This is a genomic window from Mycobacterium sp. HM-7 (genome assembly GCF_053852335.1).
In genome coordinates this window covers 1498159-1523623 of sequence record NZ_CM132657.1, presented here as the reverse complement: position 1 = coordinate 1523623, position 25465 = coordinate 1498159, and the positions used below count along the sequence as shown (strand labels likewise).

The window sequence follows — 25465 nt, the reverse complement described above, 5'->3', positions numbered from 1 at the left end:
GACCGTAGATTGCCTGTATGTCGGATTTGCCCAAACCTGTCGTCGTTCGGCTCCTATCGAAGGACCACAAGCGCACCGAAGCTGACGTGCAGTCGGACATCAAAGATCTCCTTTTACAGCCCCAGTTCGGCCTCGGCGACCAGCAGGCACCGAAACTGGAGGTACAGACTGAGGACGGCACCCGGCGGCGGATCGACATCCTCACCGGCGCAACAGTTATCGAGGTCAAGAAGGACCTCAATGCAGCTGTCCGCAAAGAGGCAGAGCCGCAGCTAAGCAGCTACATTCAAAGCCGCATCGAGACGACCGGGGGCCGTTACAACGGCATTCTGAGCGATGGCCGCACGTGGGTGCTCTACGAACTCGACCCGGCTACTGGTGAATTCGCGATGCGATCTGAGCTAGCGATCAACACGGTGGACGACACGGACCGCCTCATATCGTGGCTCAGTTCGGTGTTGGCCACCGACCATGGGCTGACTCCGACCCCGGCCATGATTGAGGAACGCCTCGGTGTGGATTCGCCTGCGTATGCACAAGATCACGCCTATCTAGCCAGCCTCTACGACGCGCTTGCAGAGGACCCGACGGTCGCACTCAAGCGGGCGCTTTGGGCACGACTTCTCCGCAGTGCATTGGGAACGGGCTTCGACGCTACGCAAGGCCGACTGTTCATCGACCATACGATGCTCGTTATCGAAGCGACGGTGATCGCGCACGCCCTCATGGGTTTCACTGAACAAGACCTGATGGCAGACCCAGCCGCGATGCTAACTGGCGAGAAGTTTACTGAGCGCGACATCCACAACGCTGTCGAAGCCGGGTTCTTCGACTGGTTGCTAGCCGATCCAGACGGACAGAAGTTCATCCGCCAGCTCATTCGCCGCATCGCTGTCTTCGATTGGGATAAGGCCCAATATGACGTCCTCAAGCACCTCTATGAGTCAGTCGTCAACGCCGCCACACGCAAGACGCTTGGTGAGTACTACACCCCTGACTGGCTTGCCGAAGCCATCATCGAACGCACCATGGGCAACGATGTACTCGATCGGCGGGTGCTCGACGGTGCCTGCGGCAGCGGGACATTCGTTTTCCACGCTGTGCGCCGTTATCTCGCTGCGGCGGACGCCGCTGGCCATGATCCGATCAAAGCGATCGACGGCGTGCAGTCCCACGTATTCGGACTCGACATCCACCCCGTGTCTGTCGCGTTAGCCCGAACCACATACCTAATGGCGCTAGGGCCTCGCCTGAGCGGCCCACGCGGCACGATTACGGTGCCGATCTTCCTCGGGGACGCCGTGCAGTGGGCGTCAGACGCATCGGTCGCGGCCGATACGATCAAGATTCCGGTTGAAGCACACGACCTTGCGAACGCCGCCGCAGAACCGACATTGATCGACATCGAGCCAACGCTGGTATTTCCACTGTCGAGCATCGATGACCCCGGCACCTTCGATCGGTTGACTACCGCGTTGACGGACCTCGCACAAACCGTCACGGATAAGAAGTCGAAGCGTCCATCAGCGGCATCGATCTTGTCTTCGTTCTCGATCAGTCCTAGCTCCGAAGACGGCAAGATTCTCACCCAAACCTTCAACCTTCTTTGCGATCTACACACGGAGGGGCGCGACCACATCTGGAGCTTCTTCGTCCGCAACCAAGTTCGGCCGCTCTGGTTCTCCCTACCCGGCCGAAAGGTCGATGTTCTAATCGGAAACCCGCCGTGGGTCTCATATCGACACATGACCGAGGCCATGCAGTCCAAGTTCCAGTCGTTTTGCACCCAGCGCGGATTGTGGCACGGAAAGACGTTGGCAACCCATCAAGACCTCGTAGCCCTGTTCATCGTTCGCGCCTGCGAGCTGTACCTGAAGGACGGGGGAAGCTTTGGCCTCGTCACGCCGCTCGCAGTGCTCGACAGGAAGCAGTACGAGGGGTTTCGCGCCGGGAACTGGGGCAGCTACGAGCGTGGCGAGATCACCGAGTGGTGGGACCTAGAAAAGGTGCGGCCGCAGCCGTTCCCGGTACCGGCGGGAGCGGCATTTGGCGTACATCACTTCTACGACGGGGTGGGCATCGACTCCTTCGACGAACCCAAGCACGGCAGTCCAAGCACCAAACAAGCATTCGCAGGACGCAGTGCCTCCACTTGGGAAGCGACTGAGTCGCGGTTAACACGCACCGCGGAACCCAACGTTGGCCGCAGCGTTGACGATATTGCGGCTTCTCCGTACGCGGAAGTCACCCGGCAGGGTGCCAACCTAGTTCCGCGGTATCTCTTCCTAGTCGACCGCGTCAACGACGGCGGGAAGCTCGGGCACTCAGCCAACAAGCAACCGATCGTCTCGCATCGCTCCAGCGGAGAGAAGGTGCCATGGAAAGACCGGCCCGACCTGCGCGGCTCGGTTGAGAAGCAGTTCATCCACACCACTTTGCTCGGGGAATCCATCGCTCCATTTCGCATCCTCAAGCCCGTCGAAACGGTCCTCCCCATCACCAAGGGACACTTGATGGACCAGCCCGCCATCGACAGAAATCCTGGTTTGGCCCAATGGTGGAAGGCCGCAAACACGGAGTGGGACGGCTATAAGAGCGGCCAGAATCGCGCCCGCGATATTACGTTGATGCAGCAGGCCGACCACATGAGCAAGCTCACGCGGCAGCTTGGTGGCGCGAAACATCGCGTGCTGTATTCGAAGTCCGGGAACACCCTCGCAGCAGTGCGAACTGCTGACCCCGATCAAATCATTGACCATCTGCTGTACTGGGTTCCCGCACGCAACGAACCCGAGGCGGTGTTCCTCACCGCAATACTCAACGCCCCTTCGGTCACGGCTGCAGTCGCCCAATACCAGTCGCGCGGCCTGTTTGGCGCCAGGCACTTCGACAAGTATGTGTGGCTGCTCCCAATTCCCCAGTATGACGGGAAGCTTGCGCTCCATGAGTCGATCCTCGACCTCGGTCGACACGCGGAAAAGGTGTCCGCTGCGGTCGACATCCCTACAAGCGCGGGATTCCAAGCGGCGCGCCGATTAATTCGGCAGGCTCTGACGGCTGACGGCGTCTTCGACGCGATCGACGCAGCAATCCGTCCATGGCTCCCTACCCAGTCCGAGATCGATGCAGCAGCTGACGCCGTCGGCTCCGCCTAGCCCCACGATCCCACCTCCGCCATTTACCTACGCGGCGCAGCGATCGATGTATCAGAACTAAGGAAGCGAGACAGCTGAGCAGAGATGGGTCCCGCTTACTGAAAACACCAGGTCGGCGGTGTCGCAGAAGTTGTTCCAGAAGTGTTGTTTCGCGCTGACGGACTACTACGACTATCGAGACACCATCGCGACGGACGATACCGCCGTCCGCCGAGACTCAAGCAAAACAACCAAGGTTGGCCCCTTCTACTCAAAGGAGCGGCCGGTTCGATCGTCGGAGCCCGAGGTTGCCGCTCACGCGCATCCACCACAGAAGCCCGATCGAGCTCGCCGTCCACTCATGGGCCGAGCCTTGAACGGGCCAGATGGAACTCAGGGTGCGTACAAACTCGCGACGACGAGTACCCCATATAGGCCCTACGCTCAATTTGTGGGGAAATTGGCTGCTGACGCACACGGGCTGGCGCATGCGGCCGAGGGGATAGCAGACGCAGCGGACCACATCACGGCACATGGCCCACCGAAATGTGTGGGCTCGCCTCACCAACCCACCGCGACGGCCGTAGCGGCCATACACACACAAGTGCGGGAAGCAGCCGCGCACTACGGGGACCGACTAAAGGGCTCAAGCAGCAAGCTGCATGCCGCCAGCGCCGCCTACACGGCCGCCGACCATTCGGGAGCTGTCGGAATCACCGCAGTCGAATTATGAGCGGCCTGACTCGTTCGCAGCTCGAGAGCTGGTCCGTAGACCACCTTCACGCGGCGGCCGACAGCTGGAACAGCGCCGCCGAGCTGTGGGAGAACAGCTTCCACACCGCACACGTGGCCACGAAACGCCCCGGCGGCACGGAGTGGCAGGGTGACGCCGCTGACACGGCGCAAGATTCAACTTGGCGAGACCTCGTGCACGTGCGTGGATCGGCGGAGTCATTGCGGTCTGCAGCCAAGATCGCCAGCACGGGCGCTGACGCGATCCGAGGTGCACATCGCTCCGTCATGGAGGCAATCAGCGACGCCGAGACCGACGAGTTCACCGTGGGCGATGACCTGTCAGTGACCGACCAGCGATACCGGTTCGTGGCCAGCGAGCGCGCCACACGGCAGGCCGCGGCCCGACAGCATGCCGACAACATCCGGTACACCACGCGTGCCCTCGTGGATGCCGAACGGCACACCTCCGACCGAATGGCGCAGGCGGTCGACCTGCGCCGCTTCAAACAAGACATGCAGGACGGGGAACACAACCCCTACACCGGAGCGGACAACCACAAGCCTCAACCGAAGACACCACTGCCCCCGCAGTTTGATCCGAACACTGGCGTAGCTCAGGGCGGCGGGTTCCCGTTCGGCAAAGTGGCCGAAGGCGAAGTCAAGGTGCCAGCGGCAGCGGCAGCCGCCGAGAGCGGCCCGCTCGCCAACGCCGCCAAGGCCGTGATCGATCCAAAGAAATTCGAAGGCTATTCGATGGACCCGACCAACCTCGCGAACAACGGCAAATGGCAGGCCTGGCAGCAGGTCGGGTTTAACGTCGACACCGCAGCCGGCAGAGAGGCAGCGACGCAGCAAGTGCTGCAACAGATTCGGGCTCAACTTCCAAACAGTCCCGCTGTCCTCGACAAGATGACCCAGTTCGGCCAGCGGTACGAGGTGAGTTCGACTATCAATGGACCGACTGGTCGGGGAACACTCAAGATGATCTATCAGATGGAAGACGGAGTTCCTCGTCTGATCACCAACTGGCTGGAGGTTCACTAGTGAAAGCACGTGTGTACGACTGCGTCGTGCTGACGGTCGATATCCCCAGCGGGTTCCGTGACGCGATCATTCCGAAGGGAACAACCGGCGCGGTCGTCGAAGCGTACGAACAACCGACAGAGGGCTACGCGGTCGACGTCAACATTCCCGACGACACGTCATCGAGCGGGTTCCGCTATGACAACGTGATCCTGTATCCCGACCAATTCGACGTTGTACCGACGGGCTCCACGCCCTGATTTGGATGGGGACATCGCAAAATTTGGATGGAATCGCTTGCGCAGGTTAGCGATCGAGGGAACTGCCGAAAGCGGCACTATGCGGCACCCGCGCCAGCGCACAGTCGTGAACATGGGTGATGCGATCGAATTGCGAGCCTCCTGTCTCGAAGGGCCTCGCGTCCGTCTTCGCAAGGCGCGTGACGATGACGCCCAAGGCCTGATCGAAACGCAGACCGACGCACGGGTACGCCGGTATCTGGGCGGACCGCGACCTGTCCACGAAGTGCGCGCTGTACTCGAAGGGGTCGGCGCGGCAACGCTATTGGACGCCCCCGGCTGCTACATCGCGACGCCCGCGGATTCCGACGACATGCTGGGGACGGTGACGCTGAGCCGCCGTCGAAACGACGTTCCCGGCCATCTGGACCCCGGCGGCGACGAACTCGAACTGAGTTATGTCTTTCGGCCGCACGCGTGGGGCCACGGCTACGCGAGTGAAGCCACGCGGCTGTTGCTGCGATACGCGGCCGGCGAGCTGGATGACCAACCTGTCGTGATCGTCACCCAGACCGCCAACCGCGCCTCGCTGCGACTGGCTGAGCACCTCGGGTTCAGTGTGGTCGGAACGTTCGAGCAGTACGACGCCGAACAGGCGCTGGCGACCGCTCGGCTGGCCACGTTCCGAACCCCCGAGGCCTAGGTTCAGCCCGGCACCTGGTCCAGGAAGCCGTGCACCGACCGGATGCGACCGTCGGCGTCGGTGGCGAGCACGTCGAACCCGACGATCGGAGGCTGCTCCCCCGCCGGTCCCAGGCCCCACTGGAAGCGAGCCTGGTTGTGGTGGCTGTCCGGGCCGCTGACGAGCGAGAAGACGAATCCGGGGAATTGGGTGTGCACCGCGCCGATGACGCCGGCGATGGCGTCGTGCCCGCCCACGTCGGCCATCGGATCGGTGTACGTCGCCTCGGGCGCCCAGTGGTCGTCGAGCAGTGCTTTGCGCTCGGTCGGGTCGGTGGCGTTCCACGTCTTCAGGTAGGCGGTGACGATGTCGTTCATGCTGACCTCTTTCGTGTCGGTTGGTCAGCTCAAAGCTTCGCGGCCGGCACGCGGCAAGTCGATTACGTCAGAGGTAACGATGTTCTGCCGCTTGGCTTTTCATCGCGCCAACCGCAGGCCGGACAGATCGCTTCATCTTCGCCGCCATGCGCGCGATATCGCTCCGCTCGAAACCATTCAGCCGCAAGGCCACGTCTTTCCACTTCGACGCATCGGTCTCAGCGGCGGCGAGTTCGCCGTCCAACGCCGAAATGTTCTGTTCACGGGTCGGACTCTCGCGCTGCAACACCTGCGCCACGGCCGAGTTCCCAGCCAGGCGCTGTATCTGCAGCAGCGGATGGGGCCTGTCCTCAACCAGGTCTGGCCGACGCGGAGTGTCCTCAGCCCGGGTGCGGACACGGCGGTCACGCTCGGCGGTCATCGCTCAATTGTGCTTCGCCGGCGGTCCCAGCCAGGAGAGCTTGCCCGATGGTGCAGGGATCATTGCCCTCGCCGATCATTGCCCTCGCCGTCCTGGGCGGCAAACGAAGAAAGCCCCCTCCCGAAGGAGGGGGCTTTCGCTCTGTGCGCCGTCAGGGTTTCGAACCCCGGACCCGCTGATTAAGAGTCAGCTGCTCTACCAACTGAGCTAACGGCGCGCGAGAGAGACCTTAACAGCCCGATGGCCGCAGGGTGAAATCGTATGGTCAGCGCCGTATTCGAACCCGGCAGGCACGTTGCGTCGCGAGGAAAACGGGCCCGATCAGCACCGGCACCGCCCGCGGCGGTGTCCAACATCACACCGAACGGAACAGTGGCCCCGAACCGCCCACGCAGCGCCCCGGATGCCGACGGGCGATGCACCGACGCCACCCAACATGAACCGAACAGTAGCCACTACGCGCCCGTCGAAAGCTTGCATACAGACATCACCGTCAATAGCGGCTGACATCCACAAACCGCCAAAAATCACATAGACCTGCAATTTTGCGATGAGCGAGGCGAATGCAGAGTTAGCTGAAACCGCGTACCATGATGTAGAAATGTAGGTGACGATGCCAGAAGGGAGTTAGCTGATGACACCCCTTGCCGCTGCCGCCTACGCCGCGCCCAGCGCCGACGTGGTGACAGCAGCTGAGGACACCCTGGTGATCGTCCATAACTGCACCCGACTGGGCCGGGTCGCGAATCCTCCGCGCAGCTGGCTGCCAGGCTGGCTGACGCCGCGTCGCGGGAACTAGAAAGTCGGGTTATCCGCGGATCTTGCGGATAACAATCACCAGCACGACAACGCCGAGTCCGGCGAACGACGCGATCACCGCCGGCTTGGAAGCGATCGCAATGGCCTTGGCCTTTGCGTCGTCAGCCAGTCGCTGGGGATTTGCCCGCTCCGCGAGGGCGTCAACCGTCAACGCCAACTGATCGCGTGCACGATCGATTTCCTGCTTGATCTCGTCAGGATTCCGGTCAGCCACTTCAGCCCTCCAGCTCGGGTTGCTCCTTGGCGCTCTACCCTAGAGCAGCTTGCTGCAACAGCAACGCTTGGCCGACAGAAGGGACATTCCGGTGGCACCGACCCCGCGACTCGAAGTGGGCGCCAAAGCCCCTGCGTTCAGCCTGGCCGACGCCGACGGCAACACCGTGAAGCTGTCTGACTACAAGGGCCGCAAGGTCATCGTCTACTTCTACCCCGCCGCGTCCACGCCGGGCTGCACCAAGCAGGCCTGCGATTTCCGTGACAGCCTGGCCGAACTGAACGAGGCCGGACTCGACGTCATCGGCATCTCCCCCGACAAGCCGGAGAAGCTCGCCAAGTTCCGCGACAACGAGGGCCTGACGTTCCCGCTGCTGTCCGACCCCGACCGCAAGGTGCTCACCGCGTACGGCGCGTTCGGCGAGAAGACGATGTACGGCAAGACCGTGCAGGGCGTCATCCGCTCGACGTTCCTCATCGACGAGAAGGGCAACGTCGAGGTCGCGCAGTACAACGTCAAGGCCACGGGCCACGTTGCGAAACTGCGGCGGGACCTGTCGGTCTGATCGGGGCCGCGCACAAGTTGGTGGACCCGCTGACTCTTAATCAGCGGGTCCGGAGTTCGCAACCCTGACGGCGCACCGAATATGCGTTCAGGTGCAAGACTTTTGGCGTGACGTACAACATTCACATCCGCACCGTCGACAGCAGCATTCGCTACCCCCAGGCGCTGAGCCATGGCATCGAGGACCAGATTCTCTGGGTCCAGATCGGTGACGACGCCGACAACTCGGACACCATCTACTTCAGCCCGTCCTACTGGCAGCAGTACTCCGTGGACCCCCACAGTGAAGACCCGCTCGATCTGGACTTCGACGAGGACGACGACGAAGAAGACGAGGACGACGACTAGAAACTCCGGCGCCCGGGGGTACGACGTTTCGCACCCCCGGGCTGCACCGGATAGGCCGGGTGTCGACTTCGGTCACCGCGGCGCCCCTCTCTGGCACACTCGACCAGTGGCCGCGCCTGACGTCCGTTTCCGCCGCCTCGCCGAGCAGGTGGCCGACGAGTTGCGCCGGCGCATCCTCAGTGGCGACCTTGCCGACGGCAGCGTGCTGCCCACGGAGGACGAGCTGCTGATCCAGTTTCCGATCAGTAAGCCGTCATTGCGCGAGGCCATCCGCATCTTGGACGCAGAAGGTCTGCTCAGCGTGCGCCGCGGCAAGCTCGGCGGCTCGGTGGTTCACCGGCCCAGCGCGAGCAACGTGGCCTACACGATGGGTCTGGTGCTCGGCGCGAACCAGGTGAGCCTCGGCGACGTCGGCGCCGCCCTGCAACAGGTCGAGCCGGCCTGCGCGGCATTGTGCGCGCAGCGGGCAGACCGCAAGACCGCTGTGGTGCCGATACTTCGGGATATCCATGCTGAGTCGGTCGAATCCGTCGAGGACCTCGTGCTGGTCACCTCCGCCAGCCGGCGCTTCCACGAGGCGCTGGTGCAGCACTGCGGCAACGAGACGATGATCGTCCTCGCCGGGACCCTGGAGGCCCTGTGGTCGTCGCATGAACTGAGCTGGTCGCGGCAGTTCACCGACCACGGCAGCATCCCCATCGACGAGCGCCGGTCCGCGCTGGAGGAGCACCGCACGCTGATCGATGCCATCGAGGCCGGTGACGCCGAACGGGCACGTGAGCTGGCAGCGACGCATCTGCTCGACGCCCAGCACTACCCGGGCTCGGCCGGGGTGGTAGACCCGGCGATGGTGCGCACCCGCACGCGATCTTCGTGAATCCTTGACAAGGTGCGTTCTTATTTTCATATGATTTGAAGATGCGACTGGAGGCGATGACGACGGAAACGGCGGTCACGAGTTCGCCCGCCTTCACCGCCGAGGACGTCGCGCGCTTCTACGCCAATGGCTGGTGGATCGACACCACGATCTCCGACGCCGTACGCGCCAACGCCACTCGCACCCCCGATCGCGTCGCCTATGTGGATCACCCGGACCGGACGCTGACCTGGAGTGAATTCGACACCGCGGCAACCGCTTTGGCCGGCCAGCTGGCCGGCGCGGGTGTCCGCTCCGGGGATCGGATCGCCGTGTGGCACGGCGACACCACGGCGATCCACGTGCTGTTCGTCGCGATCGAGCGCTGCGGGGCGGTGGTTGTCGGTGTCGGTGCGCGCGCCGGGGCCCGCGAGGTCACGGCCATCCTGCAGGGTGCGGAGCCACGGCTGCTCGTCACCGATCCCCCGCGCGAGACGCAGGCCCGAACCGTCGCTACCGCCATCGGTTGCCCGCTGCTGACACTGGACGAACTGGCCGTGGGCACCGAGCCGGCGGACCTGAGCCCCGAGACCCGGCTGGGCCCCGACGACGTCTTCCTCATCAACTCGACGTCCGGCACCACCGGGCTGCCCAAATGCGTCGTGCACACCCAGAACCGTTGGTATTACTTCCATCAGCAGGCGGTCGCCAACGGCCTGCTGTCCTCCGACGACGTCTTCCTGCCGGCCATCCCGACCCCGTTCGGCTTCGGTCTGTGGACCACCCACATCACCCCCATCCACCTGGGCACCACCAGCGTGCTGCTGGACCGATTCACTGTCGCGGCGGCCTGTGCCGCCATCGAACGGCACAAGGTCACCGTGTTGTGTTGTGTCAGTACCCAATTGACCATGATCATGGCCGACCCGGTGGCGCGCGACTACGACCTGAGCTCTCTGCGCGTGGTGTTCACCGGCGGTGAGGCCCTGCCCTACCGCCCCGCCTTCGAGTTCGAAAAGCTGACCGGCGCAACGATTCTGCAGTTCTACGGCTCCAACGAGACGGGCCTGCTCAGCGGCACCACGGTGCACGATTCACTGGAGCACCGGCTGCGCACCGGTGGCCGGATCGTCGCTGACATGGCCGTCCGCCTGTTCGACGGCGACATCGACGTCACCGACATCGGCCGAGGCCAGCCCGCCTGCCGCGGCCCGGCGACCAGTCTCGGCTATCTGGGTGGCACCGACCACGACAAGCTGTTCACCACCGACGGCTGGATGCGGATGGGCGACATCTGCGAGATCGACACCGACGGCTACCTGCGGGTGACGGGCCGGACGTCCGACTTCATCGTGCGCGGCGGCAAGAACATCAGCGCGAACCAGGTCGAGGACGTCGTCACCACCCATCCGGCTGTCGGACTGGCCGCGGCGGTGGCGATGCCTGATCCGGTGTTCGGCGAAAAGGTCTGTGTATACGTCGAATTGATCGGGTCTGCGACGCTGAACCTCGAGGATTTGTGTACGCACCTGCTGGCCCAGGACGTTTCGAAGGAGCTGCTGCCCGAGCGGTTGATCGTGGTCGACGAACTGCCCCGATCCTCGGGCGGCAAGGTCGCCAAAGGACAACTGCGCGAAGATATTCGAGCTCGAATGGGAGACGGACATGACCGCACCTGAGCACGCGCACGCGAGGAGCAGAACGACACCCCGCCGCGGCGGCCTCGAAGTCTGGGCGCCGTCGGTGACACCCCCGATCGGTGTCGACCTGACCGACGAGCAGGCCATGGCCATCGCCTTCCGCCACCTCGCGAGCATCGGCTTCGCCGAGAACCTGGCCGGGCACATCACCTGGCAGCCGGACGGCCAGACCGACATGTACGTCAACCCGTGGGGCTTGTGGTGGCAGGAGGTCACTGCTTCCGACATCTGCGTCGTCGACGAGGACGCCCGCGTGCAGCGGGGCCGCTGGGACGTGACCCCGGCCATCCACATCCACACTGAGCTCCACCGTGCCCGCCCGGACGCCCGCGTCGTGATCCACAACCACCCCTACTACGTGTGCGTGCTCGCCGCGCTGGGCCGGCTGCCGGAGCTGGTACACCAGACCGGGTCGCTGTTCCTGGACGACCTCTGCCTGGTCGACGAGTACGACGGCGAAGTCGACAGTCCCTCGCGCGCAGCCGAATTGGCTGGTCGGATCGGAAATGCAAACCTCACCATCCTGGCCAACCACGGCGTCATCGCGACCGGCCGCAACCTGGCGGAGGCGGTGTATCGGGCGGCCTCGATCGAGCGGGTCTGCAAGCTGGCCTACGACGTCCTCCTGACGGGCCTGAAGCCGACCGAGATGAAGTGGTCCGACATGGCCGGCATGAAGGCCTCCCTGATCGAGCGCGCGGCCGACGTGTACTGGGCCGGCGCTGCGCGCATGACCATCAAATCCGATCCGTCCGTTCTGCAGTAAAGGCGTTGGTACGACATGGAATCCATCGACGATCTGGCCACCAACCTGGACTTCACCGTCGCCAAGACGGGTGCGGACCGCACCGTCACGCTGCTGCCCGACCCGCCCCGCGCTCCACGCCGCTACACCGTGATCTCGGTCGACGACCACATCGTCGAGCCGCCCGACACCTTCACCGGACGGCTGCCGAGCAAGTTCGCCGACCGGGCGCCGCGCGTCGTCGATACCGACAACGGCGGTCAGACCTGGGTGTACGACGGCCAGGAACTGCCGAACGTCGGGTTCAACGCCGTGGTCGGCCGGCCGGTGTCCGAGTACGGCTTCGAGCCGGTCCGATTCGATGAGATGCGCCGGGGCGCTTGGGATATCCACGAACGTGTCCGGGACATGGACCTCAACGGGGTGTACGCCTCGCTGAACTTCCCGTCGTTCCTGCCCGGGTTCGCCGGCCAGCGGCTGCAGCAGGTCACCACCGACCGGGACCTGGCGATGGCCTCGGTACGGGCCTGGAACGACTGGCACTTCGACGTGTGGGCCGGGTCGTACCCGGACCGGGTCATCCCTTGCCAGCTGCCGTGGCTGCTGGACCCCGAAGTGGGCGCCAAGATGATCTACGAGAACGCCGAACGTGGTTTCCACGCCATGACTTTCAGCGAGAACCCCGCGATGCTGGGGCTGCCGACCATCCATTCGGGCTACTGGGATCCGATGATGGCGGCCTGCGCCGAGACCGGCACAGTCGTGAACCTGCACATCGGGTCGTCGGGCTCCTCCCCCTCCACGACGCCGGACGCGCCACCGGACGTGCAGGGCGTGCTGTTCTTCGCCTATGCCATCTCAGCAGCGGTGGACTGGCTGTACTCCGGTCTGCCCAGCCGGTTCCCGGACCTCAAGATCTGCCTGTCAGAGGGCGGCATCGGCTGGGTCGCCGGCCTGCTGGACCGGCTCGATCACATGCTCAGCTACCACTCGATGTACGGCACCTGGGAGCGGCTGGGCGAAAAACTCACTCCGGCCGAGGTTTTCACTCGCAACTTCTGGTTCTGCGCGGTCGAAGACCAGTCGTCGTTCGTGCAGCGGGACCGCATCGGTGTCGACAACATCATGCTCGAGGCCGACTACCCGCACTGCGATTCGACATGGCCGCACACCCAGGCGACCATCCACGAGGAGATCGGCAGCCTACCCGCCGACGCGATCCGAAAGATCACCTGGGAGAACGCCTCTCGGCTGTACCAGCATCCGGTACCGGAGTCGGTTCACCGCGATCCCGAGTCATTCTGAGTCAGCCGCTGGATGTCGAGCGTGCAAGCGCACCCAAGAGCAGCGCCTCGGAGATCGCTGCCTTCTCCAGCACGCCGAGGTGCAGGCTCTCGTTGATGCTGTGCGCCTGTGTGCCGGGGTCCTCGACACCGGTTACCAGAATCGTTGCCTCGGGGAAGGTTTCGGCGAACTCGGCGATGAACGGGATCGACCCGCCCATCCCCATGTCCACTGGCTCGACACCCCACGCCTGCGCGAACGCCGACCGCGCCGCGTCGTACACCGGGCCGCCGGCGTCGATGGCGTACGGCTGCCCGACGTCTCCGGGCGTGACGGTGACGCGCGCGCCCCAGGGCGCGTGGCTCTGAAGGTGACGGGTCAAGGCCGCCAAATGGGCCAGCGCGTCCCCGCCCGGAGCGACCCGCATGCTGATCTTCGCCCGCGTCGAAGGGATCAGCGTGTTCGACGCCTTGGCGATCGACGTGGTGTCGATGCCGATAACGGTGATCGCCGGCTTGGCCCAAAGCCGTTGCACCACAGAGCCCGAACCGATCTGCTGCACGCCGTCGAGCATCCCGGTCTCGCTGGCCACCCAGTCGGGCCCCCGGTCGACATCGGCTGCGGTGCCTTCGTACAAGCCGGCGACCGCGACATTGCCGTCGTCGTCGTGCAGCGTCGCCAGCAGCCGCACCAGGGCACTCAGCGCGTCGGGCACCACGCCGCCCCACAGCCCCGAGTGCAGGCCGTGGTCCAGCGTCGCCACCTCGACGACGCAGTCGGCCAGGCCCCGCAATGACACCGTCAGCGCCGGAATCTCGGTGCTCCAGTTGTCGGAATCGGCGATAACGATGACGTCGGCGGCCAGCAGGTCCCTGTGCGCGCTCAACAACGCCCCGAGCGACGGGGAGCCCGATTCCTCTTCGCCCTCAACGAATACCGTCACGCCGACGGGCGGGTTGCCGCCGTGCGCGCGCATCGCGGCCAGGTGCACGGCGATACCGGCCTTGTCGTCTGCGCTGCCGCGGCCGTAGAGCCGGCCGTCCCGCTCGGTCGGTTCGAACGGCGCCGAGTCCCATTGCGTGACGTCGCCCTCGGGCTGCACATCGTGGTGCGCGTACAGCAGCACGGTGGGGGCGCCTTCGGGCGCGGGATGGCGCGCGATCACCGCCGGGGCACCGCCCTCCTGGACGATGTGTACCTCACCGAAACCGGCTTCGGACAACAGCTTTGCGGTCAGCGCTGCGCTGCGGTGTACCTCGGCGTGGCGGGCCGGGTCGGCCCACACCGACTGGATGCGGACCAGCTCCTCCAGGTCGGCTCGCACTGACGGCAGCACCTCACGGACGCGGGCGACGAGATCAGTCATGACGTCGAGCGTAGTGCGCTGCCTCGTGACCCGGCGTATCGTCACCGCATGCCGTCGATGGGTCATCTGTTGGCGTTCGGGTTGATCTCGTTGCTGGTCATCGTGATCCCCGGGCCGAGTGTGCTGTTCACCGTGGGTCGCGCACTGACCGTCGGCCGCCGCCAGGCGTTGTTGACCGTGGCCGGTAACGCGATGGGCGCCTACGTCCAGATCCTGGCGGTGGCCCTGGGTGCCGGTGCCCTCATCTTGGCCTCGTCGCTGGCGTTCGGCGTCATCAAATTCGTCGGCGCGGCCTACCTGATTTACCTTGGCATCCAAGCCTTCCGGCATCGACACGGACTCGGCGAGGTACTCACCGGCGGCGCGTCGGCGAAGCGGCCGACCCGCGTGCTGGCCGACGGTTTCGTCGTCGGCATGACCAACCCCAAGACCATCGTGTTCTTCGTCGCGGCACTGCCGCAGGTGGTCGACGCCAGCGCGGGAAATGTGGCGGCACAGATGCTCGTGCTGGGTGTCGTGTTCCTGGCCATCGCGGTGATCTCTGACAGCGTGTGGGCGCTGGCGGCCGGGCTGGCCCGGGACTGGTTCGCGCAGTCCCCGCGCCGCTTCGCCGCCATCGGTGGTGCGGGCGGCCTGGCCATGGTCGGCCTGGGCGTCAGCCTCGCCGTCACCGGCCGCAAAGACTGAGAAGCAGGGCGGACAGATGTAGATGCCCCCGACACCGAGGTGTCGGGGGCATCTACATCTGAAAGAAACTAGTCCTGCTCGAGCACCGCCACCGCGGCCGCGGTATCGCCTTCGTGGGTCAGCGACACGTGGATGGCCACGCCCTTGAGGTGCTCGGCGATCTCGCCGGACAGCCGCACCTTGGGCCGGCCCCACATGTCGGTGACGACCTCGATGTCGCGGTGGATGCCCTCGGGCAGCACCGGACGCTTCGAGAAGCGCGAGCCCGACCACGCCTTGATCACAGCCTCTTTGGCCGCCCAGCGGGCCGCCAGGTGCCGTGCCGCCGACGAACTCTTGTCGGCGGCGTCACGGCGTTCACCTGGGGTGAACGTCTCCGCGAAGACGGTGCCCGGCTGGTCGACCTGCTCGGCGAAATCGGGAATCGAGACCAGGTCGATGCCCACACCCAGGATGCTCATGGGCAACAACCTAGCGGACCCAATCCCGAGACCTCAGAAGGCCTCACGAGCGGGCGTACCAACCGTCCTCACCCAGGCGCGCGTCGGCGTCGAGCAGCATGTCGGCTTCCTGACGCTTCTCGGGCGCATCGTTGCTGAAGCGGCGGTCGGCCGGCTTCTCGTACAGCGCACGCCCACCGGCGATGGCCGAAGCCAACCGGTGCTGACCGGCCAGCACCCGCTCACCGGCACGGCGCAGGTAGTCCTCGCGCTCCGCCGGATCGAGGGCCGCGACCAGTGCCTGCGGGTGCACCAGAGCGATCAGGCCCGACACGTGACCGAAGCCGAGGCTGGTGACCAGACCGGCCTTGAGCGGCAGCCGGTCGCCGAACTTCAGCGCTTCCCGCACCCACACGAAGTGCTGGGCGTTGGACAGCTCGTCGTCGACGCAGTCCAGGCTGCGGTTCGGCGGGATGACGCCGTCGCGCAGGACCTGGCACAGGCCCAGCATCTGGAACGCCGCGGCGCCACCCTTGCTGTGCCCGGTCAGGCTCTTCTGGCTGACGATGAACAGCGGGTTGCCCGGGGACCGGCCCATCGAGGCGGCGAGCCGCTCGTGCAGCTCGGTCTCGTTGGGGTCGTTGGCCAGCGTCGAGGTGTCGTGCTTGGAGATCACCGCGATGTCGTCCGGGGTGACGCCCAGCTTGGCCAGGTCGCGCACCAGCTGCGACTGACGTCCACCGCGGCCGGCACCGAGGGCACCCAGGCCGGGGGCCGGGATCGAGGTGTGCACACCGTCACCGAACGACGACACGTAGGCGACGACGGCCTGGATGGGCAGGCCCATCTTCACCGCGAGGTCACCACGGGCCAGCAGGACGGTGCCACCGCCCTGGCCTTCGACGAAGCCGAGGCGACGACGGTCGTTGGCGCGCGAGAACTTCGAGTCGCTGATGCCACGGGCCCGCATCATCGCGGTCTCGGCGGTGGCCGACATGTCGCCGAAGCCGATGATGGCTTCCAGCGTCAGGTCGTCGTAACCGCCGGCGACCACGAATTCGGCCTTGCCCAAACGGATCTTGTCGACGCCTTCTTCGACCGACACCGCGGCGGTGGCGCACGCGCCGACCGGGTGGATCATCGCGCCGTAGCTACCGATGTAGGACTGCACGACGTGACCGGCGAAGACGTTCGGCAGGACTTCCTGCAGGATGTCGTTCGGCTTGTTCCGGCCCAGCAGGTTGCCGTGGTACATGGTCTGCATCGAGGTCATGCCGCCCATACCGGTGCCCTGCGTGGAGGCCACGAGGCTCGGGTGCACCCAGCGCATCAGCTCTTCCGGCGTGAAGCCGGCCGACAGGAACGCGTCCACGGTGGTGACCAGATTCCACAGCGCCAGGCGATCGATCGAGCTGGTCATGTCCGGCGTGACGCCGTAGACCTGCGGGTCGAAGCCGGTCGGCACCTGGGCGCCGACGGTCCGCGACAGCTTGACCTTGCGGGGCACGCGAATCTCGGTACCGGCCTTGCGGGTGACCTGCCAGTCGCTGCTGTCCGGCACCGGCGCGATGACCGTGTGCTCCGGATCGAAGTCGACGAAGGCGCGGGCATCGGCCTCGGCAGACACGACGAAGGAGAAGTCCTTGTCGAGGAACACCGAAACCAGCAGCGGCGCAGCGTGATCGGGGTCGATCGCGCCGTCGTCCACCCACTCGCGGATGCCGACGCGCTCGAGCACGGTCTCGTGGTAGCGCTCGACCAACTCGGACTCGTCGACCAGATCACCGGTGGTGGTGTCGTACCAACCCGGCTTCGGGTCGTCTTCCCACTTGACCAGACCGGTGGTCCAGGCCAGCTCCAGGACGCCCGCGGCCGACAACTCGCCGGAGACCTCCATCTCGAACCGGGTGCGCGACGAGCCGTACGGGCCGAGTTCGGCGCCGGAGACCAGCACGACCATGTCGGCCGGGTCGATGTCCAGGTCGGCCCACTCGGGAGCCGGCGCGGCCTGGTAGCCGCGCGGCGGCGACGGCAGCGCCGAGATGGTGAGTGCGGCGTCTTCCGCCTCATCTTCGCCGGCAGCGGCCTCGGCCACCATCTCCTCGCGAGCCTTGGCGGCCAGCTCGGCCATGTCGAGCTCGATGTCGCCGAGGCCACCGGTCAGGTCAACCTGGATGGGCTCACGCGAGGCCGACACCTTGGCGTCGATGCTGCACAGGTTCAGCAGCATGGAAGCCATCTCTTCGGTGGTGTACGTGATGACACCGGCCTCTTCGACAGCACCCACGATGGCGTCGTTGTGGCCCATCAGGCCCGTGCCCTTGGTCCAGCCGATCAGGGCGTGCGCCAGCGAAACCCGTTGCGACCACGAGGTTTCCGCCTTCCAGCGGGCGACGACCGCGTCGAGCGCAGCCTTCGACTCGCCGTAGGCTCCGTCGCCACCGAACATGCCGCGGTTCGGCGAACCGGGCAGCACGACGTGCAGACGCGAGGCGATGTCGCGGTCGGAACCAATGTGCGAGAGCCCACCGATGAGCCGCTGCACGGCCCACAGCAGAACCTTCATCTCCATCTCGGCACGGGCGCCGGCCTCCGACAGGTCCCCGGCCACGCGCGGCGCGGCGAACGGGAACAGCAGCGTCGGGGTCTGCGCGTCCTTGAGGTGGATGGCCTTGGGGCCCAGGTTCTCGACCTGCTCGGTACCGACCCACTCGACGAGCGCGTCAATGTCGCTGTAGGAGGCCATGTTTGCGGGCACGACCCACAGCTGGGCGCCGAAGCGGGCGTTGTCGCGGTACAGCGTCCGGTAGAACGCCAGCCGGGAGTCGTCCAGCTTGGACGTGGTTGCGATGACCGACGCGCCACCGGCGAGCAGCTGGCCCACCACGGCCGAGGCGATCGAGCCCTTGGAGGCACCCGTGACAACCGCGACCTCGTTGGCGTAGCGACCCTTCTCCGGGTTCTCCGCACCGGCAGCGGCGCGGCCGTACAGCGCGGCGTGGAGGGTGCGGCCGGCGGCGAGCGCCTTGCCCTGCCACCAGCTGGCCTGCGTGGCCACGACGTGTCCGGCACCTTCGAAGCCCTCGGAAAGCTTGGCCCAGTCGGTGTTGACGTCGTCCTCGTCGAGCAGCCAGATGCGTGCCAGGTCCTCACGGGCGCTGGCCCAGCGGTCGTCGAACAGCACAGCCTTGCGGCCGTCGAACGACGGAGCCACCAACCGCGGCCAGTCCGAACCCAATTCGGCGGTCACGAGGTCGATCAGCTCGGAGTCGGTGGCGTCCGGCACGGACACCGGCGCCTGCAGACCCAGCTCACCCAGGATCAGGCGAGCGGCCCCGGCGAGCACACCGTTGGGGCCGGTGACCTTCTCGGCGAACTCGTTCAGCGCGGCCGAGTCGACCACACCGCCACCGGCACCGCCGGCGGACGGCAGCGCGACGGCGATGCCCTTACGGGCGCCGACCGCGACGACGGCGGCGTCGATGACCTTGTCGACGGCGGCCGCGTCGGAGAGTGCGCCGGTGTGCAGACCACCCATGTCGCCGCCACGGACGCTGCTGCCCTCACGGGTGCCCAGCGCAACCTCGGCGGTGACGTGCTTGGCCCAGCCGGGGCCCAATTCCCAGGCCTTGCTGACGCGCTCGGTGATGTATGCCGGACGCTTGCCCGAGGGGCCGAGCACCGTGCGCAGCTGGTCGTTGATCGCGTCGGAGAGGACGGGACCGAACGGCTTGTAGGTCCGGGCCAGCTTGGTGACCTGTCCCTTCAGGCCGGCCAGGTCCGCTTCCGCGGCACCGTCGATGGCGCCCAGGTTCAGCTCCGAACCCAGGTCGACGAGCAGCTGGTTGCGTCGCGACGACGCACCGTCGGTGATCGACTCGATGGAATCCAGCGGCTCGATCTGGTCGATGCGCATCTTCGCCGACAGCGCGATGAGCGCCATGGTGGCGTCGGCGGCGTCGTAGGTGATGTCGTCCGGGCGTGGTCCACCTGCCGGAGCTGCGGGCGCGGCGGCCGGAACCGGTGCTGCCGCAACAGCTTCCGCCGGAGCGTCCGCGACGGCAGCGGGGGCGGCGGGCGCGTCGTCCTCGGGCTCCGGGTCGGTGTCGGTGGCGAACAGCACCGCAGCGTCGCGCTCGACGTTGAGGATCTCGGTGGTGTTGTGCGAGTACTCCGGGAGCTTCAGCGTGTTGGTGGCCAGGCCGGCAACCGTCGGCATGGTCTTGACGCCGACCTCGACGAACCGCTCGACACCGAGGCCGCCGGCGGCTTCCTCGATGAACAGCAGGTCCTGGGTCTCGATCCAGCGCACCGGGCTGGCGAACTGCCAGGCCAGCAGCTCGATGACGGTCTTGCGCATCAGCTCGGACGGGTTGTCCCGGCGCCAGGTGTCGTAGTCGGCGAGGATCTCGTCGAGCGGCTCGGCCGGCACCAGGTCGCGGATCTCCTGGAGGAAGTCCTTGTCCAGGGTGAACGGCCGCGGCACCAGGTTCGGGATGTACTTACCGACGAGGATCGCCGGGTCCTGCCCGTGCGGCATGACGCGGTCGAGCGCACGGCGGAAGTCGTTGACACCGACCCGCAGCACCTCGGAGTGGAACGGCACGTCGATGCCGGGCACCAGGATGAACGACCGCTTGCCACCGGTGATTTCGCGGCGACGCTCGATCTCTGCCTCCAGGGCATCGAGGCCGCGGACGGTACCGGCGATCGCGTACTGCGAACCACGCAGGTTGAAGTTCACGATCTGCAGGAATTCGCCGGTCTCCTCGGCGATCCGTGCGACGAAGTCGGTGACCTCGTCGTCCTCGAGATCGATCTGCGACGGCCGGATGGCCGCCAGCCGGTAGTCGGACCGGCCCTTGGCGTCACGCGGGACGATGTCGTGCATCTTGCTGCCGCGGTGGAACACCACCTCCAGCAGCGCCTCCAGCTCGTACACACCGGACACGCAAGCGAGGGCGGTGTACTCACCGACGGAGTGGCCGCAGGCGATGGCGCCCTCGACGAAGGCACCCTGCTCACGCATCTCGGCCACCTGGGCGGCCGCGACGGTGGCCATGGCCACCTGGGTGAACTGCGTCAGGAACAGCACGCCGTCCGGGTGGTGGTAGTGCACACCGCTGGCGATGATGCTGGTCGGGTTGTCCCGCACCAGGTGCAGCACGGAGAAGCCCAGGACGTCGCGGGTGAACGTATCGGCCTTGTCCCAGACCTTGCGGGCGGCCTTGGAGCGGGCACGGACCTCCATGCCCATGCCCTTGTGCTGGATGCCCTGGCCCGGGAAGGCGTAAACCGTTTTGGGAGCGGCCAATTGGGCCGAAGCGGCCATCACGAGTTCGCCGCCGACCTTCGCGGTGACCTCGATGATCTCGGCGCCGCGGTCGATGCCGACGCGGTCGACGCGGAAGTCGATCTCGTCGCCCGGCATGACCATGCCGAGGAAGCGCGAGGTCCAGCCGACCAGACGGGCCGGCGGGGTGGCGCGGCCGTCGGTGGCGGTGACCACGTGCTGGGCGGCGGCCGACAGCCACATGCCGTGCACGATGGGCGATTTCAGGCCGGCCAGCAGCGCGGCGGCCCGGTCGGTGTGGATCGGGTTGTGGTCGCCCGACACCACGGCGAAGGCGCTCATGTCGACCGGCGCGGTGACGGTGACGTCGCGGCGACGACGACGCGGGGTCTCGGTGGCGTTGTCGGTGATCGCACCGCCGGCGCGGGCCGGGTCCGTCAGCTCGGCGGCACCACTGCGGCCACGGATGGCGAAGCGCTCTTCGAGGCGGGCCAGTTCGGTGCCGTCCGCATCGGTGATGCTGACGGAGACCGGGACCACGCGGCCGACCTCGGTGTCGTACGCGGCGGAAGCCGTTGCGGTGACGGTCAATTCGGCCCGCTCGGCCGGCATCGGGGCCAGCAGGTGCGCGGCGTGGTCCAGGTGGACCAGGCTCAGCAGACCTTCGACGACCGGGATGCCGTCGTCGGTGACGGCGGCGCCGATGACCGAGAACACCGCCGGCCAGCAGCGGCCGACCAGCGCGTCGGGCACCAGGGTCAGGCCCGGCGCCAGCGGGGCGCCGAAGGTGGCGGTGACGCCGGTGTGGTCGGCGACCTCTTCGGGGTCCCAGTCGGCGGTGACGGTCGCGACGTTGTCGGTCACGGTCGGCAGGGCGTCGACACCGTCGGCGCCGGCGGCGATGGCGAGCACGGCGCGCATGGCGGCCGAGGCGTCGTCGGTGGTGACGACGGGCATACCACCGTTGACGGTGGCGGTCGGCAGGGTGAAGCGGATCGCGATCCAGATGTCGGACAGCGGCACGTTCAGGACCACGCCGTCACCATCGAGCTCCAGCCGGGAGCCGGTGGAAGGGTGTGTGGCCGAACGGTTTTCGTTGACCTGCCACTCGCTGGGCGCGCCGATGCGGTGCACCGGGTTGATCGCGGTGCGGCCGGCCCACAGCACGTCGGGCGAGTCCAGGACGACGGCCAGCGGGCCGGTGATGTCGGCGCGGGCCTGGCGGCGGGACACGACCGGAACGGGCTTGACGCCGGCGGCCAGGACGTCGTCGATGGCCGCCTGCTCGAAGCGGTCCAGCAGCTCGCCGACGGGCTCGTCGACACGGGTGATGCCGGCGACGGCAGCGGTGCCGGGGATGACGCAGACCTGGTCGGCGTCGTAGCGGGCGTCGTGGGCCTGCCACAGCGAGTCGCTGCGCCACCAGCGGCGCACGTCCTTGTCGATGACCGGGACGAAGTTGACGGGCTTGCCCAGCGTCTTGCACAGGGTGATGAAGAACGGGATGTCCGCCGGGTGCAGGCGCAGGGTCTCGGCCTCGGGGTACCGGGCGAGCAGCTCGGCGATGGCGCGCTGCGGATCCTCGAGCAGCGCTTCACCTTCCGCGGTGGCCGGGAAGAGGGTGTCGATGCGGCCGGCGTCGGCCGGGTTCAGGCGGGCCTCGGCGCGCTGCAGCATCTCCTCGAAGCGGTCGCGCCAGGTGATGTCGAGCCACTGCGAGTGGTCGCGCTTGGTGTCGGCGGTGCTGCTGCCGTCGCCGATCGCGAGCTCGACGTAGCGCTGCAGCCACTGCTGGTAGGTCATGTCCGCGACGTCACCGAAGTACGGCTTGGCGGTGTTGGCCATCGCGGCGATGATCTCGTCGCGGCGCTCGGCGACCGCGTCGGCGTCGCCGGCGACCTCGTCGAGCAGGCGGCCGCAACGCGACGCGGTGTTGTCGATCTCGTGGATGTCCGCACCCAGCTGGCTGCGCCCGGATGCCATGCCGCCCTGGGCCTTACCGGCGCCGACCCACTGATCGGTGCCCGTGGTGTCGACCAGGAGCTGCTTGACCTGAGGCGAGGTGGTGGCCTCGAGGGTGGCCATGGCGGCGGTGCCGACGAGGATGCCGTCGACCGGCATCAGCGGGAAGCCGTAGGTCTCGGCCCAGCGGCCGGACAGGTACTCGGCGGCGCGCTCGGGCGTGCCGATGCCACCACCGACGCAGATGGTCAGGTTGGACTGCTTACGCAGGTCGGAGTAGGTGCTGACGAGCAGGTCGTCGAGGTCCTCCCACGAGTGGTGGCCACCGGCGCGGCCGCCCTCGACGTGGACGATGATCTCCCGGTCCGGGACCTCTTCGGCGATCTTGATGACCGACTTGATCTGGTCCACGGTGCCCGGCTTGAACACCACGTTGGTGATGCCGATTTCGTGCAGTTCCTCGATGAGCGCGACGGCTTCTTCGAGCTCGGGGATGCCGGCGGTGACGACGACGCCGTCGATCGGGGCGCCCGACTGCCGGGCCTTCTGCACGATGCGCTTGCCGCCCAGCTGCAGCTTCCACAGGTACGGGTCCAGGAACAGCGAGTTGAACTGGATGGCGCGGCCCGGCTCGAGCAGCTCGGTCAGCTCGGCGACGCGGCCTTCGAAGATCTCCTCGGTGACCTGGCCGCCACCGGCCAGCTCGGCCCAGTGGCCGGCGTTGGCGGCCGCGGCGACGATCTTGGCGTCGACGGTCGTCGGGGTCATACCGGCGAGCAGGATCGGCGAACGGCCGGTCAGGCGGGTGAATTTGGTGGACAGCTTCACGTCGCCGTTGGGCAGCTCGACGGCGGTCGGCGCGAAGCTGGACCACGCGGGCTGCACGACCGGGGCGGCACCGACGGTGAACAGCGAGCGCTGGCCGGCGCGGGTGGCGGCGGGCACGATGCCGATGCCGAGGCCACGGATGATCGGCGAGGTGAGGCGGGTGACGGTGTCGCTCGGTCCGAGATCGATGATCCAGCGGGCACCGGCGTCGTGCATGCGCTCGACTTCGGCGACCCAGTCGATGGGCTTGACGAAGATGGCCTCGGTCATCGCGTGGGCCAGCTCGGTGTCGATACCGCACTTGGCGGCCCAGCGGTCGACGACCTCGATGCCGTCGGCAAGGCGCGGGGTGTGGAAGCCGACCTCGACCTGCACGCCCTGGAAGACCGGGCTGAAGACGGCGCCGCCGCGCAGCTTGTTCTTGCGCTCGGCCTCGTCCTTCTCGGTGATCTTGCTGCAGTACAGCTCGAAGCGGGCCAGCTGCTCCGGGGTGCCGGTGATGACGACGCTGCGACGGCCGTTGCGGATCGACAGGACCGGCGGCAGCACGGTGCGCACGTCCTGGGAGAAGTCTTCGAGCAGTTCGGCGATGCGCTCGGGGTCGACGTTGGTGACCGACACCATCGGCGACTTGTCGCCGCGGCCGACCATGCCGCGACGGCGCGACACGAGGGAACCGGCGGCACCGATGAGCTGGAGGAGGGCGAGGAGCTCGGCGTCGCGGGTGCCGTTGGCCTTGAGAGCCTCGGCGGCGATGATGCCCTGCGAGTGTCCGGCGACGGCGACCGGCGGGGTGCCGGCCAGGTCCAGGCCCTGACGCTGCACGGCACGGATGGCGGCCATCTGGGCCAGCAGGATGCCCGGGCCGGAGATGGCGGCGGTGGTCAGCTGCTTGGCCGACGGCAGCGGCTCGTCAGCGGCGAGGGCACGCACCCACTGCATGGGCTCGAAGCCGATGGGGCGCACGACGACGAGCTCGCGCGCGACGGGCTCCAGCAGCAGGGCCGCTTCGCCGACGATCTCGCTGAGCTCGGATTCGATGCCGGCCGAGCTGACGAGTTCTTCGAGGTTCTCCAGCCAGGAGGCGCCCTGGCCACCGAACGCGACGGCATACGGCTCCCCGGCGTTGAGCAGGTCCACCAGCGCGTGGGCACTCGCCGCCACGGCCTCGGTGTTGCTACTGGTTACGTTGCGGTGCTCGTTGATCGTCACTTCGTCTCTCCCTCGTTGCCGCGCGAACCGTCAAGGTGCTGCTTGGTCTTGGTAGTCGGCCCTGGGGCAACGCGATGCGACGTCGGATCACGTGAGGCCCGTGCTACGTCTGGCACCCGAGTTTTCGGGCGCCGGAGAGCCGGGCCGACTGCACTAAGAGTGTCATAAGATTCGCGGCGTTTTTCGGCCGGAAATGGTTACCAGCGAGTTCTACGGATCGGTAACCACCCACCTGGGTAACACCGCGTCCCGGGACCGCCCATACCCAACAGGACAAACGTCCTGTTGGCAGGTGGTTACGGTCGAGTAGCAACAATATCGCTGATCAAAGCGGTATTGTTATCAAATCGTTACCGCCCTCGTGACGGCGTCCGACCTTACTAATGAGTAGGAAAAGACCCGATCCAGAAAACACTCGACAATGACGGTCCGTATGTCTATACACGCGGTAAGTTACCGAGCGGCCATTTGCTGCGGTTTGATCTCGTTTTCTTAGAGCCGGGCGCCAGCTAACTACTGAGCGGTAATCTGCGCGG

The 25465-nt window shown here is 66.5% G+C and carries 18 protein-coding genes and 1 tRNA gene; 12 read left to right on the top strand and 7 right to left on the bottom strand.

Going from position 1 to position 25465, the window contains the following annotated elements:
* The first annotated feature begins 17 nt into the window (after positions 1–17).
* The 4 genes from ACWW1C_RS07355 to ACWW1C_RS07340 all read left to right on the top strand — a co-directional run bounded on the left by ACWW1C_RS07355 (position 18) and on the right by ACWW1C_RS07340 (position 5834).
* Complete coding sequence (locus ACWW1C_RS07355) at positions 18–3155, top strand: N-6 DNA methylase (protein ID WP_455982824.1); 3138 nt, start codon at positions 18–20, stop codon at positions 3153–3155.
* A 708-nt stretch (positions 3156–3863) separates the two neighbouring features.
* Positions 3864–4913: a DUF6883 domain-containing protein gene (locus ACWW1C_RS07350; RefSeq protein WP_455982823.1), complete on the top strand. Its 1050-nt coding sequence runs from the start codon at positions 3864–3866 to the stop codon at positions 4911–4913.
* On the top strand, positions 4913–5152 hold the full coding sequence (locus ACWW1C_RS07345) for a hypothetical protein (protein ID WP_455982822.1): 240 nt from the start codon (positions 4913–4915) through the stop codon (positions 5150–5152). Before ACWW1C_RS07350 ends, ACWW1C_RS07345 begins: the two co-directional genes overlap by 1 nt.
* Positions 5153–5264: 112 nt before the next feature.
* On the top strand, positions 5265–5834 hold the full coding sequence (locus ACWW1C_RS07340) for a GNAT family N-acetyltransferase (protein WP_455982821.1): 570 nt from the start codon (positions 5265–5267) through the stop codon (positions 5832–5834).
* Positions 5835–5836: 2 nt separating this feature from the next.
* On the opposite strand, the gene ACWW1C_RS07335 is transcribed toward ACWW1C_RS07340, so the two are convergent.
* From ACWW1C_RS07335 to ACWW1C_RS07325, 3 genes are all read right to left on the bottom strand, one after another.
* Positions 5837–6190 (bottom strand): nuclear transport factor 2 family protein, encoded by a 354-nt coding sequence (locus ACWW1C_RS07335; RefSeq protein ID WP_455982820.1) that lies wholly within the window; start codon positions 6188–6190, stop codon positions 5837–5839.
* Positions 6191–6257: 67 nt separating this feature from the next.
* Complete coding sequence (locus tag ACWW1C_RS07330) at positions 6258–6611, bottom strand: hypothetical protein (RefSeq protein ID WP_455982819.1); 354 nt, start codon at positions 6609–6611, stop codon at positions 6258–6260.
* 144 nt (positions 6612–6755) lie between these two features.
* Positions 6756–6828: transfer RNA gene (locus ACWW1C_RS07325), tRNA-Lys, on the bottom strand.
* Positions 6829–7245: 417 nt separating this feature from the next.
* Between ACWW1C_RS07325 and ACWW1C_RS07320 the strand changes: the two genes are divergently transcribed.
* Complete coding sequence (locus ACWW1C_RS07320; RefSeq protein ID WP_455982818.1) at positions 7246–7410, top strand: hypothetical protein; 165 nt, start codon at positions 7246–7248, stop codon at positions 7408–7410.
* Positions 7411–7419: 9 nt separating this feature from the next.
* Here the strand turns inward: ACWW1C_RS07320 and ACWW1C_RS07315 are convergent, their stop codons facing one another.
* Positions 7420–7644, bottom strand: coding sequence for a DUF3618 domain-containing protein (locus ACWW1C_RS07315; RefSeq protein ID WP_455982817.1), 225 nt, complete (start codon positions 7642–7644; stop codon positions 7420–7422).
* A 91-nt stretch (positions 7645–7735) separates the two neighbouring features.
* On the opposite strand from ACWW1C_RS07315, the gene bcp reads away from it, so the two are divergent.
* The 6 genes from bcp (at position 7736) to ACWW1C_RS07285 (ending at position 13162) form a co-directional block, all read left to right on the top strand.
* Positions 7736–8209 (top strand): thioredoxin-dependent thiol peroxidase, encoded by a 474-nt coding sequence (bcp, locus tag ACWW1C_RS07310; protein WP_455982816.1) that lies wholly within the window; start codon positions 7736–7738, stop codon positions 8207–8209.
* Positions 8210–8316: 107 nt separating this feature from the next.
* Positions 8317–8556, top strand: coding sequence for a hypothetical protein (locus tag ACWW1C_RS07305; protein ID WP_455982815.1), 240 nt, complete (start codon positions 8317–8319; stop codon positions 8554–8556).
* 106 nt (positions 8557–8662) lie between these two features.
* A complete protein-coding gene (locus ACWW1C_RS07300) occupies positions 8663–9433 on the top strand; it encodes a FadR/GntR family transcriptional regulator (protein WP_455982814.1) in 771 nt (256 codons plus the stop codon).
* 41 nt (positions 9434–9474) lie between these two features.
* Positions 9475–11091, top strand: a complete 1617-nt coding sequence (locus ACWW1C_RS07295) for a class I adenylate-forming enzyme family protein (RefSeq protein WP_455982813.1) — start codon at positions 9475–9477, stop codon at positions 11089–11091.
* A complete protein-coding gene (locus ACWW1C_RS07290) occupies positions 11078–11878 on the top strand; it encodes a class II aldolase/adducin family protein (protein WP_455982812.1) in 801 nt (266 codons plus the stop codon). The genes ACWW1C_RS07295 and ACWW1C_RS07290 overlap by 14 nt, the downstream gene beginning before the upstream one ends.
* Positions 11879–11893: 15 nt before the next feature.
* Complete coding sequence (locus ACWW1C_RS07285; RefSeq protein WP_455982811.1) at positions 11894–13162, top strand: amidohydrolase family protein; 1269 nt, start codon at positions 11894–11896, stop codon at positions 13160–13162.
* A 1-nt stretch (position 13163) separates the two neighbouring features.
* Here the strand turns inward: ACWW1C_RS07285 and ACWW1C_RS07280 are convergent, their stop codons facing one another.
* On the bottom strand, positions 13164–14507 hold the full coding sequence (locus ACWW1C_RS07280; RefSeq protein WP_455982810.1) for a M20/M25/M40 family metallo-hydrolase: 1344 nt from the start codon (positions 14505–14507) through the stop codon (positions 13164–13166).
* Positions 14508–14555: 48 nt separating this feature from the next.
* On the opposite strand from ACWW1C_RS07280, the gene ACWW1C_RS07275 reads away from it, so the two are divergent.
* Positions 14556–15194: a LysE family translocator gene (locus ACWW1C_RS07275; RefSeq protein WP_455982809.1), complete on the top strand. Its 639-nt coding sequence runs from the start codon at positions 14556–14558 to the stop codon at positions 15192–15194.
* A 68-nt stretch (positions 15195–15262) separates the two neighbouring features.
* Here the strand turns inward: ACWW1C_RS07275 and acpS are convergent, their stop codons facing one another.
* Positions 15263–15655: a holo-ACP synthase AcpS gene (gene acpS / locus ACWW1C_RS07270; RefSeq protein WP_020102278.1), complete on the bottom strand. Its 393-nt coding sequence runs from the start codon at positions 15653–15655 to the stop codon at positions 15263–15265.
* 43 nt (positions 15656–15698) lie between these two features.
* Positions 15699–24929 (bottom strand): fatty acid synthase subunit beta domain-containing protein, encoded by a 9231-nt coding sequence (locus ACWW1C_RS07265; RefSeq protein WP_455982808.1) that lies wholly within the window; start codon positions 24927–24929, stop codon positions 15699–15701.
* Between the last annotated feature and the right edge of the window lie 536 nt (positions 24930–25465).